14 protein-coding genes and 1 pseudogene are annotated in these 17,753 nt (G+C 42.0%); 12 read left to right on the forward strand and 3 right to left on the reverse strand.

What is annotated here, in order from left to right:
* Positions 1 to 9: 9 nt before the first annotated feature.
* Positions 10 to 801, reverse strand: coding sequence for a sporulation protein (locus tag FIV04_RS14845; protein ID WP_152469486.1), 792 nt, complete (start codon positions 799 to 801; stop codon positions 10 to 12).
* 282 nt (positions 802 to 1,083) lie between these two features.
* Here FIV04_RS14845 and FIV04_RS26950 point away from each other — a divergent pair, with 282 nt between their 5' ends.
* The 6 genes from FIV04_RS26950 (at position 1,084) to FIV04_RS14870 (ending at position 6,166) form a co-directional block, all read left to right on the forward strand.
* Positions 1,084 to 1,251, forward strand: coding sequence for a hypothetical protein (locus tag FIV04_RS26950; protein ID WP_167332336.1), 168 nt, complete (start codon positions 1,084 to 1,086; stop codon positions 1,249 to 1,251).
* A 108-nt stretch (positions 1,252 to 1,359) separates the two neighbouring features.
* Positions 1,360 to 1,623 carry a YihD family protein gene (locus FIV04_RS14850; protein WP_032548658.1) on the forward strand — a complete coding sequence of 88 codons (264 nt, stop codon included), beginning with the start codon at positions 1,360 to 1,362 and terminating at the stop codon, positions 1,621 to 1,623.
* Between the two features lie 309 nt (positions 1,624 to 1,932).
* Positions 1,933 to 3,351, forward strand: coding sequence for a cytochrome c oxidase accessory protein CcoG (gene ccoG / locus FIV04_RS14855; protein ID WP_032548657.1), 1,419 nt, complete (start codon positions 1,933 to 1,935; stop codon positions 3,349 to 3,351).
* 73 nt (positions 3,352 to 3,424) lie between these two features.
* Complete coding sequence (locus tag FIV04_RS14860) at positions 3,425 to 4,411, forward strand: serine/threonine protein kinase (protein ID WP_152469487.1); 987 nt, start codon at positions 3,425 to 3,427, stop codon at positions 4,409 to 4,411.
* A 50-nt stretch (positions 4,412 to 4,461) separates the two neighbouring features.
* On the forward strand, positions 4,462 to 5,061 hold the full coding sequence (locus FIV04_RS14865; protein ID WP_032548655.1) for a thiol:disulfide interchange protein DsbA/DsbL: 600 nt from the start codon (positions 4,462 to 4,464) through the stop codon (positions 5,059 to 5,061).
* A gap of 148 nt (positions 5,062 to 5,209) precedes the next feature.
* Positions 5,210 to 6,166 (forward strand): DUF2860 domain-containing protein, encoded by a 957-nt coding sequence (locus FIV04_RS14870; RefSeq protein ID WP_152469488.1) that lies wholly within the window; start codon positions 5,210 to 5,212, stop codon positions 6,164 to 6,166.
* A 31-nt stretch (positions 6,167 to 6,197) separates the two neighbouring features.
* Here the strand turns inward: FIV04_RS14870 and FIV04_RS14875 are convergent.
* Positions 6,198 to 6,878: pseudogene (locus FIV04_RS14875) on the reverse strand (ATP-binding protein); the annotation flags it as partial.
* Positions 6,879 to 6,940: 62 nt separating this feature from the next.
* Here FIV04_RS14875 and FIV04_RS14880 point away from each other — a divergent pair.
* The 6 genes from FIV04_RS14880 (at position 6,941) to FIV04_RS14905 (ending at position 16,197) form a co-directional block, all read left to right on the forward strand.
* Entirely contained in the window at positions 6,941 to 7,594 is a 654-nt protein-coding gene (locus FIV04_RS14880) for a TnsA endonuclease N-terminal domain-containing protein (RefSeq protein ID WP_216651664.1), read from the forward strand.
* Positions 7,591 to 9,465, forward strand: coding sequence for a Mu transposase C-terminal domain-containing protein (locus tag FIV04_RS14885; protein ID WP_152469489.1), 1,875 nt, complete (start codon positions 7,591 to 7,593; stop codon positions 9,463 to 9,465). The genes FIV04_RS14880 and FIV04_RS14885 overlap by 4 nt, the downstream gene beginning before the upstream one ends.
* A 9-nt stretch (positions 9,466 to 9,474) precedes the next feature.
* A complete protein-coding gene (locus FIV04_RS14890) occupies positions 9,475 to 10,371 on the forward strand; it encodes a TniB family NTP-binding protein (RefSeq protein ID WP_152469490.1) in 897 nt (298 codons plus the stop codon).
* A gap of 4 nt (positions 10,372 to 10,375) precedes the next feature.
* Positions 10,376 to 11,530 (forward strand): TniQ family protein, encoded by a 1,155-nt coding sequence (locus tag FIV04_RS14895; RefSeq protein WP_172974255.1) that lies wholly within the window; start codon positions 10,376 to 10,378, stop codon positions 11,528 to 11,530.
* Positions 11,531 to 11,710: 180 nt separating this feature from the next.
* Positions 11,711 to 13,534: a hypothetical protein gene (locus FIV04_RS14900; protein WP_152469492.1), complete on the forward strand. Its 1,824-nt coding sequence runs from the start codon at positions 11,711 to 11,713 to the stop codon at positions 13,532 to 13,534.
* Between the two features lie 35 nt (positions 13,535 to 13,569).
* On the forward strand, positions 13,570 to 16,197 hold the full coding sequence (locus tag FIV04_RS14905) for a hypothetical protein (RefSeq protein WP_152469493.1): 2,628 nt from the start codon (positions 13,570 to 13,572) through the stop codon (positions 16,195 to 16,197).
* A gap of 62 nt (positions 16,198 to 16,259) precedes the next feature.
* Here the strand turns inward: FIV04_RS14905 and FIV04_RS14910 are convergent, their stop codons facing one another.
* Positions 16,260 to 17,720, reverse strand: coding sequence for an alpha/beta hydrolase (locus tag FIV04_RS14910; protein WP_253895353.1), 1,461 nt, complete (start codon positions 17,718 to 17,720; stop codon positions 16,260 to 16,262).
* Positions 17,721 to 17,753 lie beyond the last annotated feature (33 nt).

Genomic DNA, 17,753 nt, shown 5'->3' on the forward strand with positions numbered 1-17,753 from the left:
ATTGAGAGACTAAGAGACGCTCTCCAAATACTCAATCACCATCTCACCCGCCTGTTGTGGCGAGGTATCAAGTGGGATGCTTAGCTGGCGTTTGAGCTTACCGACACCAAGCAGGCTCGCTAACATGCCTTTAGCACCATCGCGATTGCGGTCGATCTCAAACCACATTTTCAACTCTTGTTCATCGCGGTGAGCGACCACTTCCAGCTCACGCCAACGGCCATGGTAAGGCCCTGTCGTTGGCACAAACTCGAACTCTTGAACAAACGGTAACTCAAAGCCATCCACCGCCTCACACTCGACTTGTCGAATGCGTAACCCCTGTGCCTCAAGCTCGTTAAAGATGCCATCAAGCAACTCGTCAGGGCGTACCGTGAGTACATCTTTATCAGATGGGTCGATAGCCATCGCGATGTCTAAGCCGGTTTCCAGCCATACTTTCGCATCACCAATTGTCACCGGCGTGTTGAGTGGTACATCAAACTCACATTCAAAGTCGCGAGTTTCACCTGGCTCAATAGTGAAGGCATAAGGCAGGCTCCACTTCGCCAATGAATACGTTTGATGGACGCGACGCGTCTGACCTCGATCTTGTTTATCGGGGTTAATTGGAACTTCCTTGATGTAACGGCAGCACAGATTGAGGTCGATATTATCGATCTCTTGAGGTTGGGAGCCACCGTAAACGTGCACAATAATGTTGGCTTTACGGCCAGGGTAAAGCACTTCTTGTTGGAGTACCGAATCTACCTTCGCCGATCCAATACCAAAACTTGCTAGCGTTTTCTTTAAGAACGACATATGCACCTCCTTTAAAGCACCATCTTAAGCCTGAAAGAGGTTCAAACTCAAATATACTGCTCACACAATTTTAGCCGTTATTGGCGGCAATTTTTCCAACAAGCATCGATCGTTCAACCAGATGATGATAATCTGTTATTGATATGCACGCATATCATTATCCTGATTCATGATTGGATTGGCGAAAGCCAGACGAGCCTAACTTTAAGCAATTAAAGCGCAGCTCATTTTGGGTCAGGCCATTAAATTGGCAATGGATATGCCTGACCGTTAGGTAACTCAATGCGACCAACAGCTGTCAGGTTTTCGCACACCAACCGTAGTGCGATGCGTCGTCGTAGTGGCTTTGTTGCTGCTCCAACGGCAAAGAACGTGGCTCCAACAATGACTCTTGTCGAGAAGACTGCTCTGCTTACGTCTAGCTCTGCAAAAGTAATTAAAGCCGCATAACAAAAAGCGCAGTTTTTACTGCGCTTTTTTCTTGCCTGTTGGATTGGTATTCCGTATCCGATTTGATACCTTTACTGCAAATCATTATAAAATTTGTGGAGAATAGAAATGAAATGCCATCGCATTGAAGAGCTGATCGAGCTAATGGAGCCTGAGTGGCAAAAAGACCAAGAGCTAAACCTGCTTGAATTCATCATTAAGCTATCTAAAGAGGCAGGCTACGAAGGTAAATTGGAAGATCTGACCGATGACGTCCTGATCTACCACCTGAAGATGCGTAACAGTCAGAAAGACGAGATGATCCCAGGTCTAAAAAAAGACCAAGAAGACGATTTCAAGACCGCTATTCTAAAAGCACGTGGCATCATCTAATCCAACTCAGTTTCAGCTCAACTATTTTAAAGGCGACCATTCGGTCGCTTTTTTGTTTCTGTTCGCTATTTTTTCGTCACAACTGTTATGAGTTTTGTTGCTAAAGGTTGATAGCGTTAAAGAAATGAGAACAGTATTGTCGCTATAATCGCCTCCCATAAGAATCTTCTAAAATAAGAGTAGCGTGTATAGGGTCCAGTGATATACCAAAGCTACGGTATGCAAGATTCTCCCGCAGAGTTACTTAAAAGCAATGTCATAAAGTGCCCACACCAAGAAAGGGTACCTATACCATCAAAAGGATAGTCCATGAGTCAGGATAAAATCGATATCAAAGATGTGACTCCTAAAACCTTTAATCCCAAGACACATAAAGGTAATGGAGATCGATTTAACCCCAATAACCGCATCTACGTGCGTGAAAGCAAGGGTAAGTTCCAACAGCTGCGCCGCTACGGTGGCTGGTTCCTACTGCTGCTGTTCGCGTTAATCCCGTGGATACCGTTTGGAGAGCGACAAGCAATATTGCTCGATATTGGTAATCAGCAGTTTAATTTCTTTGGCACCACGCTTTACCCTCAGGATCTGACCCTGTTGGCGATCTTGTTCATGATCGCAGCCTTTGGCCTGTTCTTTATTACCACCTTTTTAGGCCGTGTTTGGTGTGGTTACCTATGTCCACAAACCGTTTGGACCTTTATGTACATCTGGTTTGAAGAGAAACTAGAAGGTTCAGCCAACAAGCGTAAAAAGCAAGATTCGGGCAAACTGACACCGAACCTGATGCTACGTAAAACCATTAAGCACATTGCATGGTGGGCAATCGCCTTAGCAACAGGTCTCACCTTCGTTGGCTACTTTATTCCAGTAAAAGAGCTGGTGGTTGGTTTCTTTACCTTCGACGCCTCGTTCTGGCCGGTATTTTGGGTTCTGTTCTTCGCTGGCTGTACCTACGCTAATGCGGGTTGGATGCGTTCAATCGTGTGTCTACACATGTGTCCATATGCGCGTTTCCAATCTGCGATGTTTGATAAAGACACCTTTATTGTTGGCTACGACACAGAGCGTGGTGAAAGCCGTGGCCCTCGTTCGCGCAAAGCCGATCCTAAAGCTCTGGGCTTGGGTGACTGTATCGACTGTAATTTATGTGTGCAGGTATGTCCGACAGGTATCGATATCCGTGATGGCCTGCAATATGAGTGTATTAACTGTGGCGCTTGTATCGATGCCTGTGACCAAACCATGGATCGCATGGGCTACGAGAAAGGCCTGATCAACTACACCACTGAACACCGTCTAGAAGGTCACAACACTAAGGTCATGCGACCTAAGCTACTGGGGTATGGTGGCGTGCTACTACTGATGATTGGCTTGTTCTTTGTGCAGGTGGCGAGTGTCGACCCAGCAGGTTTAACCGTGCTTCGAGACCGAAACCAACTGTTCAGAATCAACACTCAAGGCTTTGTTGAGAACACCTACACACTCAAAATCATCAACAAAACCCAGCAGGTTCAAGAGTATGATTTAAGCGTTAGCGGACTACCAGAAGCGATCTGGTACGGTAAGCAGACCGTTGCTGTAGATCCAGGTGAAGTACTTAACCTGCCGATCAGCTTGGGGGCAGATCCAGAAAAACTCAGCTCACCAGTTTCGACAATTCAGTTTATACTCTCGGATAATGAAGAGTTTACGATGGAAGTTGAAAGCCGCTTTATCAAAAAGCTCTAATACCGAGTGGATTACCACTCGGTATTTCAACCAATCAATGGAAAAAGGCTCAGTAATGAGCCTTTTTTATTTTATGACCGAACAAGCTTTTAACTTTGACAACCTGACGCCCGATTTCATGTGGTACGCCCTAGAAAGCATTGGGGTTCGTGCCGAGTCAGGCCTATTGGCGCTCAATAGCTACGAGAACCGCGTCTATCAATTTAGTGATGAAGACCGCAAGCGCTACGTTGTGAAGTTCTATCGCCCACAACGCTGGACTAAAGAGCAGATCCAAGAAGAGCATGATTTCGCGCTCGACTTGATTGAGCAAGAGATCCCGGTTGCACCACCGATAAAAATCAACGGTCAAACCCTGCATGAGTATCAAGGCTATCTATTTGCGCTATTTGATAGTGTTGGGGGGCGTCAGTACGAAGTGGATAACCTCGATCAACTGGAAGGCGTCGGTCGTTTTCTCGGACGCATTCATAAAGCAAGCTCGGAAAAGCTATTTCAGCACCGTCCGACTATTAGTCTCGACGAGTACCTGCATCAACCACGCAAAATCCTTGAGAATTCACGATTTATCCCTGCACATATCGAATCAGCATTCTTCAATGATCTTGATATGTTGATCACAGCACTAGAAGAGCAGTGGTCTGACTCAAGTAAAATTATTCGCCTGCATGGCGATTGCCACCCTGGTAATATTTTGTGGCGTGACGGGCCGATGTTTGTCGACCTTGATGATGCGCGTAATGGTCCTGCCATCCAAGACCTGTGGATGCTACTCAATGGCGAACGCCAAGATAAACTGATGCAGCTCGATATTTTATTGGAGGCTTATCAAGAGTTTTGTGACTTTAACAGCGCAGAATTGAAACTAATTGAGCCACTGCGCGGTCTACGTATGGTGCATTACATGGCATGGTTAGCAAAGCGATGGCAAGACCCAGCTTTCCCAATTGCATTTCCATGGTTTAATGACCCGAAATACTGGGAGCAACAAGTACTTGCTTGTAAAGAGCAGATTGCTACCCTACAGGAGCCACCACTTTCGTTAATGCCTCAGTGGTAAGGCAACACTGATAGCAAACAAAAAATTCAAACATAATGGAGATTGAATAAATGAAAAAGCTATTCGCATTTTTCTCATTGGTTATGCTGAGCTTATCGGCTCACGCAGCGCAATTTAACGAAGGTGAGCACTACAAGGTTCTAGACCTAGAGCCTTCTAAAAAGCCAGTTGTTACTGAGTTTTTCTCATTCTACTGCCCACACTGTAATAGCTTTGAACCAATCATTCAGCAGCTAAAAAAACAGCTTCCTGAAGGCGTTAAACTGCAGAAGAACCATGTATCTTTCATGGGTGGTGCTATGGGTAAGCCTATGAGCAAAGCTTACGCGACCATGATCGCGCTAAAAGTAGAAGATAAGATGGTGCCTGTAATGTTTAACCGCATTCACAACATGAACAAAGCGCCTCGCGACGAAGAAGAGCTACGTCAAATCTTCCTAGACGAAGGTGTTGATGCGAAGAAGTTCGATGCTGCATACAAAGGCTTCGCGGTTGACTCTATGGTTCGTCGCTTCGATAAAGCATTCAAAGACAGCGGCCTTTCAGGCGTTCCAGCGGTTGTGGTTAATAACCGTTACCTAGTCGATGCACAAGGTATCAACTCTCTTGATGAATATTTTGCACTGGTTAATTTCTTATTGAAGAAATAACTCATTGAAAAAAGGGAGCTTCGGCTTCCTTTTTCTTTGCTATGCTCAAAAAGCATCATTGATAAAAAATTAATCAGGAACCTTTTAGTATTTGGACTATCTATAGTTTTTCACTAATCACTAACAGGTTGGGCAAGGAGCCCCGCGAATGAAATTAAAAATCACGTTTTTAGCTTTGAGCATTGCAGCTACACCTGCCTTTGCCAAGCTTGCCGATGAGCAAGGCATCAGCGGTGAAATCTCCCTAAATGCAGGGGTCACCTCGTCTACTTCAAACTTCAATACCGACGGCGATAGCACCATCACGTCGACTGACCAAAAAGCGTCTTCAGAAAGTTCTTTCTTAGTCGCTCCACTGGGCAGCATTGCTTACACCTTTGGTGAGCGCTTAAATCACCAGGTTTATACAGGTACCGCTCGTGACGATATCGCAACAGGTACTGTAGTACTTGAAGTTGGCTACAAGTATCAGCTGCAATCAGGAATGGTGATTGATGCTTCAATCTTACCAACCATCATGTCCGGCGAAACTTGGGCTAACCCATACGATGTTAATACCTCTCGCTCTAAAACTGACGAGAAGGGTAACGCCTTTCGTTTAAAACTGAGCAGTATCGCAGGTTCACCATTCTCACTGGATATGGCCTACGCCACCAAAGATGTTGAACAAGATAATGTGCCTGACGAGCTAAAGCGTGATGCGGATACTTTCTACTTGAAAGGCCAATATCGACAACCTCTGAGCCGCAGCATGATGCTGGTACCATCGATAATCTATCAATCTCGCGATGCTGATGGCAGTGCTGAGTCTTATGACCAAATCGGTGCTGAGGTTAGTTTGTTTGGTGCTGCGGGCCGTCACCAATACGCACTAACCGCAGGTTATAGTCAGCGAGATTACGATGCTGGCAACTCTTTGTTCAACAACACGGTTCGCAGTGATGACAACATCAACCTGTTTGCCGCGTATGAATATGAAAAGTTCATGAACTGGGATAACTGGTCATTCATTTCATTGGCAGGCTACGGCACTAGCGATTCCAACATCACCTTCTACGATGAGTCTCAATACATCGTTTCAGTCGGTATGAACTACAAGTTCTAATCCAAACACATCGGTATAGCCGCTTTGTTGGCTATACCGCTTGTGCCGTCAACTGCTTCAACAACCTATCCATAGCTCGATACCCCAACGCCTCCGAAAGATGCTTCTTGTGAATCTGTTCGCTACCCTCAAGATCAGCAATGGTGCGCGCAACCTTGATGATGCGATGATAAGCACGAATTGATAAGCCAAGCCGATGCAAAGCCGTCTCTAAGAATTGGGCATCTTGCTTATCGAGCGGGCAGTGCTTTTCAATTTCACGGCTGGTTAGCAGCGCATTGGGCTTTCCCCCTCTTTCGACCATCGTCAACCTTGCATCGATCACACGCTGCTTAACGACCTGTGTCCCCTCACCCCGATCGCCACCCTCAGCGAGCATACCTTTGGGAAGTAACGGGATCTCCAATGACATATCGAAGCGATCTAACAGCGGTCCAGACAGCCGATTTAAATAACGCAAAATAATCTGTGGATTCGCACGCGCTTGATTGCCCTCATAGTAGCCCGTTGGGCTTGGGTTTAGCGCACCGACCAATTGGAAACGAGCAGGAAAACGGGTTTTGCCCGCAGCCCGTGAGATGATGATCTCTCCAGATTCCAGCGGTTCTCGCAATGAATCGAGCACTTTCCTTTCAAACTCAGGCATTTCATCAAGAAACAACAGTCCATTGTGCGCCAATGATATTTCTCCTGGCCTTGGCACAGAGCCTCCCTGTAATGTCCATAACTAAATGATAGGGTACTATGGATTTACACCAATAATTGGAGGGGTAAATGAATTTTTTTTCATCAAAAGTTAGAAGTATTGGAGTAACTACACGCAGTGTCTCTGGAGTGGTCCCAAGCATTGGTTCTTATGAATCAACTTTAGAAAGAGACTTCATGGAACTGGTTCGATTTGATGATACATACAAGGAGCTAGTCCCACAGCCTATAACCATTGGATATATCAATTCGCAAGGTAAGCCAGCGAAATATACACCAGATGGATTACTGACATTTAATGACGAACTCGAAATTGCTCCAATTCTGTATGAAATCAAATATCGAGAAGATTTCAGAGGAAGCTGGAGAACTCTCTTACCAAAGTTCAGGGCTGCGAAGCAGTACGCTTTTAATCGAGGGTGGGTATTCAAAGTTTACACAGAGCGAGAAATACGAACTCAGCAATTAATGAACATTAAGTTCCTATGGCCATTCAAACATCGTCAGTTTGAAGAGCCAATGCTCAACTACATATTAAACATAATGAGTGATTTGCAAGAAGCTGACCCAGCACTCTTAGCCTCTGCTTTATTTAGCTCGCAAAAGCAACAAGCTCAAGCTATACCTGCCATTTGGTATTTGATTGCTATGTCAAGAATCGGCTGTAACCTAGATAAACCATTAACAATGCATAGTCGCATTTGGACGAAGGAGGACATATGAGTTCGATTACCCCAGGAAAACTAGTTTATTGGGACAACAAAGCTGCAATCGTTCTAGAGCTCAAAGGTTTCTCAGAAGCAATAATCAGGATTATTGAAACGGGTATCACTGAAGTTGTAAGAGCATCCAACCTTTCACTTCGTATAAGCACTCCTCGTTCAGAACAAGGTAAGCATTTATTAGCAAAAGATAAAGAGTGGGAAGTAGCTCTAAGTCGCTTTGAAACAATCAAACCACTACTAGAAAAAAGCACGCGGACTGAGAGTGATGTTGAGCGAGTAGCTTTCGAATGTGGCAAAGGAGTCACGACCATTTATCGATGGCTCAAACGGTTTGAAGAAACTGGTCTTGTATCTTCTTTACTTCGACAACAACGAACAGACAAAGGTCATCACAAGCTCAATGCAGAAGTTGAAGAATTAATCGCAACACAAATTACAAAAATCTATTTACAAAAAGAAAGACCATCCGTACTAAAGCTATACCGAATTATCAAAAGCGAGTGCATTGATGCTGATCTTCCAGTGCCCCACAAGAACACAATCTATGCACGAGTTAGAACAATCGAGGATAGAGAACTAGTAAAAAAGCGGGTAAGTCCAAAAGCTTCCAAACAGAATTATGAGCCAGTTACCGGAAAGTTCCCAGGAGCGGACTACCCTAATTCTGTAGTTCAAATAGACCACACCAAAGTCGACTTAATCATTGTCGATGAAGAGCATAGGTTACCAATAGGGCGCCCATACTTAACGATAGCAATTGATGTCGCAACAAAAATGATTTCAGGGTTTAAAGTGACACTTGACCCACCAAGCAGCTCTTCTGTTGGTCTATGTATTGCTCACGCCATAACGCCAAAAGAAAACTGGTTAGCAAAACGTGATATCGATGTAGAGTGGCCGATTTACGGCAAGATGGAAAAGATCCATGTAGATAATGGAAAAGACTTCAGAAGCAATATGCTAAAAAGAGCATGTCAGCAACACAACATCATTCTGGAGTTCAGACCAAAAGGTCAACCTAATTATGGACCACATGTAGAAAGAGCATTCAGGACATTCATGCAGGAAGTTCAAGGCATACCTGGAACTACATTTTCGTCAGTCAAAGACCGATTGGACTATGACTCTGAAGGAAATGCATGCATGACGCTCTCCGAGCTAGAGTTATGGTTTACTACCTTTATTGTCTATTGTTATCACCATCGCCCACACAAAGGAATAAACAAAGTTCCTCCGATACAAGTCTACACCGAAGCTATCCTCGGTAATAAAGACAAACCCGGAATTGGCTTACCTCAGCCAGTGGAAGACGAGGAGTCATTGCGTTTAGACTTCACTCCTTATGTTGAAAGAACCGTCCAAAGAACGGGAGTTGTAATAGACAATATCCACTACTATTCCGATGTTCTTCGCAAGTGGATTGGTGCTGTTGATGAGAGTGATCGAAACAAGAAAAGGAAATTTATATTTGCTAGAGATCCTCGGGATATTAGCTCCGTTTACTTTTTAGACCCTGATACTCAAAGATACATTTCAGTCCCTTACCTAAACAGTCAACGGCCAACTATCAGTTTATGGGAACTCAATGCTGTTTCAAGTTCACTAAGCGAAGAAAAAAGTCCAGTTGATGAAGATGCGATTTTTAGAGGCATCAGAAAAATGCGCCAGATCGAGTCTGATGCCATTGAAAAAACACGCCTTGCTAAACAGCACCGTGCAAATGAAAAGAGAAAGCGTCGTATGGCAGAAAGAAGAAACCACTGGCAATCATCTACTCAAAAAATCGCTACAGTTGATGATACTCATACAGAGATCTTAGAAGAGTTTGACGATGATATCCAACCATTTACCGACGTAGAAATAAGCTAAGGCAAAAATATGAAAGAGTTTTCTCACCTACAAAATAGTTGCACACACAAGCTACAGTGGAGCGTAGAGGAACGAGTCACAGATATCTTAAGACCACGCTGGATTGGGTATGACTCAGCCCAAACAATACTCAGAAGATTTGACGATATCTATAGACACCCTCGTGTATCTCGCATGCCTAACGTCATGCTTATAGGCAGAACAAACAATGGAAAAACGGAGCTTATTAAAAAATTTTGCCGCAAATATCAATCTGACCCGGACGATCTCCCAGCAGAGGGGTTCTCTATACCCATTATGTATATGCAAGCCCCACCAACCCCAAACGAAGGCGACTTGTATTCCGAGATTTTGTCCAGCCTCTATGAAAGAGTCCCATCATCTTCAGTCGCAGCAAAAAGAAAAAGAGTCGTTGATGTACTTAGGATGATCGACCTCAAAGTGATTTGTATTGATGAGCTTCACAATTCACTTGCAGGCTCATCGATAAAGCGACAATCACTATTGAACGCTCTTAAGTACCTAGGCAATGAACTACAAATTTCATTCATTGCATCAGGTACAGAGGACCTACTGAGAACTGTAAGTATTGACAATCAAATTCAAAACCGCTTCGAGCCAATTTTGCTACCTAAATGGAAAATGGGGAAAGAGTTCCGTCAATTGTTAAAAACCTTTGAATCGATTATTCCTCTTCGAGAGCCCTCAAATTTACATACACAGGCACTTAGCCAAAAAATTCTCTCTTTATCAGAAGGTGCGATTGGAGAAGTGTCGACACTTCTAAACAAGGCTGCGATCTATTCTCTTAGACATGGTGAAGAAATTATTAGTAGCTCCACTTTATCTAAATGTGGCTACATTCCTCCATCTGATCGTATCCGCGATACAGCCTCTGGAATCTAAGGAGGTGTTATTACCTATACGCCCAAGACTTCAGGAAGGAGAGCTCCTCTCATCGTGGGTTACAAGATTAGCATTAGGAAATCGTGTATATACACACACATTATTTTCTGAATTACTTGATTTCAAAGGGGATGCGTATTATAGAGATATTGATCGCTTAAGTTCTTTGGAGCTTTTAGAACTACTCACTAAGGCTACAGGCTTTAGCACCGCAAGCCTACGTAAAGCACAGCTTCACACCTATGAAGGGGAACTATTTGAGGCTATTAATCCCACTGGTAACACCAAGTGGATATTACCGCTCGGCATCTATCACAGAACAAAGTTAAGATTTGGAGTTGTATATTGCCCCAAGTGCTTAGCAGAAGACCAAGTTAAGTTCTTCCGTAAAATTTGGAGGCTTTCCTTCATCACTATTTGCCCAAAGCATAAGTGCCTCTTGCGAGATAGCTGTAGTAATTGTGGAGCAAATATTGACTTCCAACGCCTCTCTATTGGGTACAATCATTATGAACTCCCTCCAGCTAATATCGCTTTGTGTCACAACTGCTTTAAACCTCTTTGGTTAAATAAAACGGAACAATTACCCCCTAACTTGAAACTCATCTCTAATGAGTATATTTCCTTTGTCGAAAGATTTGCTCACAGAACAGGAGTTCTCCCAGAGCTTCATCAACCGCTAGAATTGCAACTATTCAATGGGGTTTGGGCACTTTCCGGTAGGATGCTATCAAAGAGGGCAAATGAAGTTCGAGAGCGTATATTCGAAGAGCTAGGTGTTGATATTAGAAGTAGTGCCAATAGCCAAACGGATTCAGTAGGCTTTAATTTTCTAGGTATTGAGCAAAGAAGAAAAGTACTAACTTCATTGTTCTACTATTTTCCCGAATGGCCATATCGTTGGCTAAACTTAACTAAGAACACTAAATTTAGCTTATCCGCATTCTCAGATGTGAATGATGAATTGCCTTACTGGTTAAGTTCCACCGCTTACTTCAATATGAATGCAAAACAATATGTTGTTACTGACAAAGAAATAGTTAGTGCAATCAACTACCTATCTAAAAGATCACCCAAAGTCACTAAGCGAGCTATTGCATCGCTTCTGAATATCAATGTAAGCACGCTAAACCACCGACTAAAAAAAATGACACTTTGATCTTTCGGTTCAATAATGAAAGAAATTACACGCCTCATCAAAACCCAACCTCCATTCCAATTTTTTAGTTAAATTAACAATATAAATATCAACACCTTAAAAGATAACCTATGCCAATTGACTAAATTATACCCACAGTTGTACATTGATATTTGATAGTGTTCATTTAGGAGTATTTCTTTGGCTAAAATTGACCCAGTAAAAGAACTAACAAAACACCCAGGTCTGTGGCGAGTCAATGGCTACAGTCATTTAGAGCTCTCACACAAAGTACCTAAAATCCACGTGTGGCTTTCTCAAATAAATGAGCAGTATTTACATTCACCACTTGATCCCAGAGCAACAATAGGTATTCCATTTGGTATTACCGTAAATCTTAATAAAACGTCAGACTTACTTGTTGGCTCTTGTTGGAGAGGTGGTATAAAAGGTGGTGGAAGGAGAGTATCAACCTTACCTTTAATAGAAAAGCACTTCACTGTTGATACTACAAAAATACAATTTTTTAAGCTTGGTAACGAAGTTAGTTTGTCTGGTGAAGAGTTTAGTACCATTCTGCCTACAACCGTAATCGACTTTGAGCAGCTATATGATAGCAAAAATCAAATAGGTCACTCTTTATACGCAGTAGTACCTGTTCTCAATGATCCTAGAGCACAGTACTTAGTCATTTCTTGCAATGAACTTTATCGGGCGTACCTAGGCGTCAGTAGCCGGTTTATGAATGCAATCATCATTGGTGATATAGGGCGCTATTTTGAATGGCGTCCCCCTTTTCTAAAAGTTAATCAGAAGCTCTCGAAAGTAGAACAGTTTGTCATTCATAGAGGGTATACTTCTAAAGAGGTGTGCAAATCACTTTACCTTCCATCAAACTATATAAAATCCACCACTCGTTACAACGCCAATAATACCGAAGCTCTTAAACTCCCCTACGTAGTCAAATCTGGCTTTCCTTTTGACGGTAGAACAAACCTAACGGTATCTGGAAAACTATTTACTAATGTAAGTAGAGGCGCAAAACGAGTGCCATTTGTCTTTGCCGCAAATTTATTACGTTGTACTAAAGAGTATGACCAAAAGGTACAAATTCTCTCCGATACTTACTCAAAATCTCAAGCGCCTTGGAAGAGAGATGTTGGTAGTGACTTCCAATCAAGTGATGTATTGCTTGATGAACATTCTGAAGAAGTTGATACTCCGCCGACAGCGAGTGGAAGAAAAATATCTATGCTTAGACCTACTAACACTTTCGATGCCATGAATCATCTAGATATAGAACATACACATACAGGTGATTCAATAAATCCTGTTTATGAAAATGATATCGGTAGTGAAATAGGTAGTTACTCATATCAAGACATTACCCCTGATCCTGAAAACGACGAGCACGTATTACAAGGTGGTCAATTTGATTCACACGTCTATGAGGTCGATAGAACTCTAGCAAACTTTATTTCGATGATTATTGCTCTGAGAGCATTAGTATTGGCCCGTAAATGGGAAGTCACCACTCGGAGTTGTTCTGGTGCACTAATTGTAGAACAAGACGAAATCATTACTGCTTTTTCTAAAGACAAAAATGCTAGACGTACGTGGCACATCATCGAAAATGAAGGTCGTGAGCGAATGCGCCAAATCGTTTGGGTCGAAATAGCACTCAATGAGGAACAATTTATTTACTTAGCAGAAATGGAACTAAAAGGTTCAGAAAAAAGCCGAAGCACTCTGCTCATGATCAAGCAAGAATTTGCCTATATGGAAGAGGGTGACTTTTCCACTTTCCTAGAACTCACAAAAATCCGAAATGGCTGGCCAAGAGTTAGTCAAGACTGGAAATCTAAGGGGATAAAAGAAGCTGCGAGGGATTATTTTGACAGCTTCGAGCATGCTGGCATATCGCATACTGGAGTAAATAAAAAGCAGCCTGAAGCTTGGGCAAAAGAGATCGAAATAAAGATTTCAGAACTGCTTGGATTACCTCCGCTAGAAGAGGTAAATTAGTTAAACATGAACTATTACGTAGTTAGGAAATTACATTGAAGAGAGATGGCGATTTTACCAATAAAACAAAGCGAATTCTTTCTGAAAGAGTAAATGGGCTCTGTTCCAACTGCTTTAGACCAACGACAGGGCCTCATGACAGTCCATCTAAATCAACAATCAGTGGTCAAGCTGCGCACATCCATTCAGCAAGCCAAAATGGACCTCGGTTCGATAAAAAGCTCTCACTAGACGAAGTCCGATCACCGGAAAATGGCATATGGCTCTGTGGTTCATGCCATACAATCATTGACCGTAATGAAAGTAGCCACACAGCCGAGGAACTGCGCATCCTCAAAGCTCAAGCCGAAACTAAAGCCGCACAAGCTCAATTACTAAGAGGAAACCCTAACAAGGTAAGTACTCGAACAATTAAGGAGCGCTGGGTTCACGAAACAACTGATGATTCTCGCTATGTACGTCGCGAAGGTCACTTATCTACTCTAAACTCCTGGATGGCTGACATTGATACAAAAATTATCGCAATTACAGGCATTGGAGGGCAAGGAAAGACATCTTTGGTCGGTAACTGGTTAAAATATAAGGACTGTTTACAGAAGAGAGAAATCGAGGGGCTATTCTACTGGAGCTTTTACAACGAGATTGATGTAAATGTCTTCTTTCAAGAATTACTTGCATTTTGTAAAGATAGTTTTATAACTCTGCCGCCAACGTTATTCGAAAACCAAAGTGACGTCCAAGAGTCAATTCGTCAAGTGCTTTCAATAGTTCCGATCTGTGTCATTTTAGATGGGTTAGAAGTAATTCAATCAGATAAATCAGAGTATGATAAAGGGCAATTCCTATCAGCCGACCTAAGGCATTTTCTATTAGACTTTAGCCTTTCACCAACAAACTCTATTGCCGTTCTGACTTCGCGATTCGACATTGTTGATCTAAGACCTCGAGATGAAGTGGTGAAATACTTACGTTTAACGAAGTTGAATGAATTCGAAGCTTGCTCACTACTGAAAAGTTTGTATGTAGGTGGGGCAAGAGTTGACTTGCAACGTATTTCGACTGCCCTAGAGGGGCACCCTTTGGCCCTAAAGGTTTTCGCCGCTGGATTACCTAATGCTCAGCAGATGAGTCCTATCAGTCATCTCAATAGAATCCTATCGGTCGAATCACAAATTCAGATCTCCTTAGATGACAAAATAGTCCGCTTACTAAGCTACTACGAGAAAACACTTACCAATGAACAAGTCTCCATCCTAAGTAGTGTATCAACGCTCAGTTCAACCATTGATGAGAAAACATTAATAAGCCTCAGTGAAACGATGAGCAATAATGTACTATCATCAAAAGAGCTTCAGGTCGCTCTTTCATCATTAATTAACACCGGCCTCATAATTCAAGATATTGTAAAAAGAAAGGTAAAATATTCATGCCACCCAATAATTAGAGACTACTTTAGACATAAAATCACCTCCGATAGCAGCCGTGGAAACTTAGTCGGTTCATTTCTAGCCAACAAGCCCGGTAGAGGGGATGTCGTTAGTAGCGAAATGTTGGAATATATTGTTTCAGCAATTGAAATATTGGCATCCAGTGGCTCATGGTTCGAGGCTAGTGACTTATACGATTCAAAGCTCAAAGGGGGAATGACAATTAGAAAGTTGTCTAGCCCAGAAGCTGGATGGCGATGTTGTAGAGCCCTTACTAAATCAGCCCCAAATAACCCAGCCTTATATTCCAGCATCTGGAATGACCATGATAAGTTCAACACATTAGTGGTATACCACAACTCATCAGGTCAATTTAGTAAGGATATGGGAGACATCGCTAATGCCATCTCTTGCTACAAAGAGGCAATTGATATCCTTTCGAAAAAAAGCCAAAAAAGAAACGAAGTAACAACTTTAATGGGTTTAGCGCAGGTTTATATTGAGTGTGGGAATATATCCAAATCAACTCACTACCTATCTCTATCAATGAACGCAGCAAATGAACGAGTGATATCCGAAGAGTTAAAATTCGAACTTTACACCACAAGAGCAAAAATTCATCTTTTGTGTGGCGAATATAGAAAAGCAGAGCATCGACTAGCTTATGTTATGAATAGAACCAAGCCACACCCACGATCAAAACATAAGACAGTTAGTAACCCAGACGCCAGAGCGCTCGCGTTTATGGGTTTGGTCGAAAGTGCACTTTTGCAGGGGGATATTGTCACAGCTGAGGGATTACAGAAAAGCTCAATCCCTTATGTACGACAATCTGAGCGACTAGATATCATGCTCATGAGCATGTACTGGCAAGGGTATGTCTCATTCCAAAGTGGCGACTTTGAGCTAGCAGAGTCAACATTATTACTCGCAGAGCGATTAGCTAGGAAAGCAAATATGGAATACTGGCTAATACAAACCAATATCCTACAGTCTGAACTTTATTACTGCCAAAATGAGAAACCGAAGGCGTTACTCACAATAGATAACTGCATAAATGTAACAAGCTCAAGGCAGTTTGATTCGCTGTATGTCGATGCTTTAATAACTAAAGCGCGCATAATCGGCCAATCTGATGCTAATGAAGCTTCTCAGCTATTAACAAAAGCAGAGCAAATGGCAATAACTATTCAATATCAGCGCGCAATTTCAATGCTGAGTATTACTGGCGAGTGATTTACATTCGAGACAACTGAATAGAGTATCTCTCCACCAAACATGACCCAAAACAAATATAACTAGGCGTGAAGAGTCCAGTACTTTTTCAACAATTTGTTAGTCAATGACTTTAATCGCCGCTCTCCTACTTTATGACCGCACACTAAGTAATGAAATAGGTCATCTAATGCCCTATTATTCTCAGATACATACGAGTGACCCAAAGTGAAAAAACCTTCATCAAGATTAGTCATATCTATAGAATCCATGTTGTCTATGACTAAGACATCATTTTTTGCAAAACCAACCCTATCTGAGTCATTTGCCAAGCTGGATGCTAACAAAGCAACGTCACTATCTGACATATAAAGCGTCGTAGAACTAAAAACATCCTTAATTCTGTCTGCATATTGGTTGATGAACGCCTGTTTATCTATATCTGCCGCCGCAAGAGCGAGTCTTTGGAACGCTGTTTCTTCACGAACTTGGGACAAGGCTTCTGCCAAGCAGAATGTCCCCATACTATGTGCTACGACAATAACTTCTTCAACATTCAATGTTGAAATAATATCAAGTAGCTTAGCTAGATTTTTAGATGAGTAAAGAGCGTTTTCTTTATCCGAAGAATAATATCTTTTTTTATTTTTAGATGGCCAACTAAAAAGTAATATTGGCCATTCATAGGATAAATCATATTTCATTTGTGCAGACTTAAATATTGCATCCTTGAATCCAACATTATAACCATGAACAAAAATCATAATACTTTTTCTTTCTGAATCATTAATTAGAGATTGTTCAAATTCATCTTGCGTAAAAGATTGTCCGGACTCAATTGTAAAGTGCTTACTTTTGTTCTCCTTTAGTTTTATTTTTACTATGGGTAAGGTAATAGGCCTCTCGATATTACCTGACATATGAGCATTCTTAGGTATTGATACTCGAGCTACACCGTAGTTGAGGTCTTTCTGCCTGTCTCCTGAAAAAAGGCTTCCATCATGTACAATTTTTCTGTTAGTTGCATAATGAACATCAACAATAACATTTTCGGGTTCGCCAACGTCTCGAGCTAAATGGGAAACATACTCACCATCTTGAACAAGACGGGTAATACGCTCATCGCCTACCAATGCTCTAGAAGAAGATTTAAAGACTTTGTCTTCCTTGATATCAACTTTCTCTAAAGGAGATATGGGGTTAGAGATAGTGCTTTTTCTTGTGTAGTACGGATTCTTGGGTTCTCTGTAACCTTCAGTATCTAGCTTCAACTTATCAAATAGGAACTCTACAATAGGCAACAAGTAGCAAACATGCTTATACTCATTTCTGTAGTCAGCCGATATAAAACTTTTTCTTGAGAGTACGCTAACCACCAAACCTAAAAAATCATCAACGTCTACATAAAAAACTCTTCGGTATGTTTTTATTTCTATATAATTATCGTCAGCCGTTACGCTATATAAACTGAGGCTTGATTGTGTAAGGAACTCTTTTGGAGGTTTATTGCTAATTGTTTCTAATATTAAGTTATAGGTTATCATTACCAAAGCCTACTGAAATTTATTGATACTATG

Origin of the sequence: Vibrio sp. THAF190c (assembly GCF_009363355.1) — a bacterium.
Classification (GTDB): Bacteria; Pseudomonadota; Gammaproteobacteria; order Enterobacterales; family Vibrionaceae; genus Vibrio; species Vibrio fortis_A.

Excerpts from the sequence above, each read along its gene's own strand:
- FIV04_RS14845 (WP_152469486.1), bottom strand. The coding sequence starts at position 801 with ATGTCGTTCTTAAAGAAAACGCTAGCAAGTTTTGGTATTGGATCGGCG.
- FIV04_RS26950 (WP_167332336.1), top strand. The coding sequence starts at position 1,084 with ATGCGACCAACAGCTGTCAGGTTTTCGCACACCAACCGTAGTGCGATG.
- FIV04_RS14850 (WP_032548658.1), top strand. The coding sequence starts at position 1,360 with ATGAAATGCCATCGCATTGAAGAGCTGATCGAGCTAATGGAGCCTGAG.
- ccoG (WP_032548657.1), top strand. The coding sequence starts at position 1,933 with ATGAGTCAGGATAAAATCGATATCAAAGATGTGACTCCTAAAACCTTT.
- FIV04_RS14860 (WP_152469487.1), top strand. The coding sequence starts at position 3,425 with ATGACCGAACAAGCTTTTAACTTTGACAACCTGACGCCCGATTTCATG.
- FIV04_RS14865 (WP_032548655.1), top strand. The coding sequence starts at position 4,462 with ATGAAAAAGCTATTCGCATTTTTCTCATTGGTTATGCTGAGCTTATCG.
- FIV04_RS14870 (WP_152469488.1), top strand. The coding sequence starts at position 5,210 with ATGAAATTAAAAATCACGTTTTTAGCTTTGAGCATTGCAGCTACACCT.
- FIV04_RS14880 (WP_216651664.1), top strand. The coding sequence starts at position 6,941 with ATGAATTTTTTTTCATCAAAAGTTAGAAGTATTGGAGTAACTACACGC.
- FIV04_RS14885 (WP_152469489.1), top strand. The coding sequence starts at position 7,591 with ATGAGTTCGATTACCCCAGGAAAACTAGTTTATTGGGACAACAAAGCT.
- FIV04_RS14890 (WP_152469490.1), top strand. The coding sequence starts at position 9,475 with ATGAAAGAGTTTTCTCACCTACAAAATAGTTGCACACACAAGCTACAG.
- FIV04_RS14910 (WP_253895353.1), bottom strand. The coding sequence starts at position 17,720 with ATGATAACCTATAACTTAATATTAGAAACAATTAGCAATAAACCTCCA.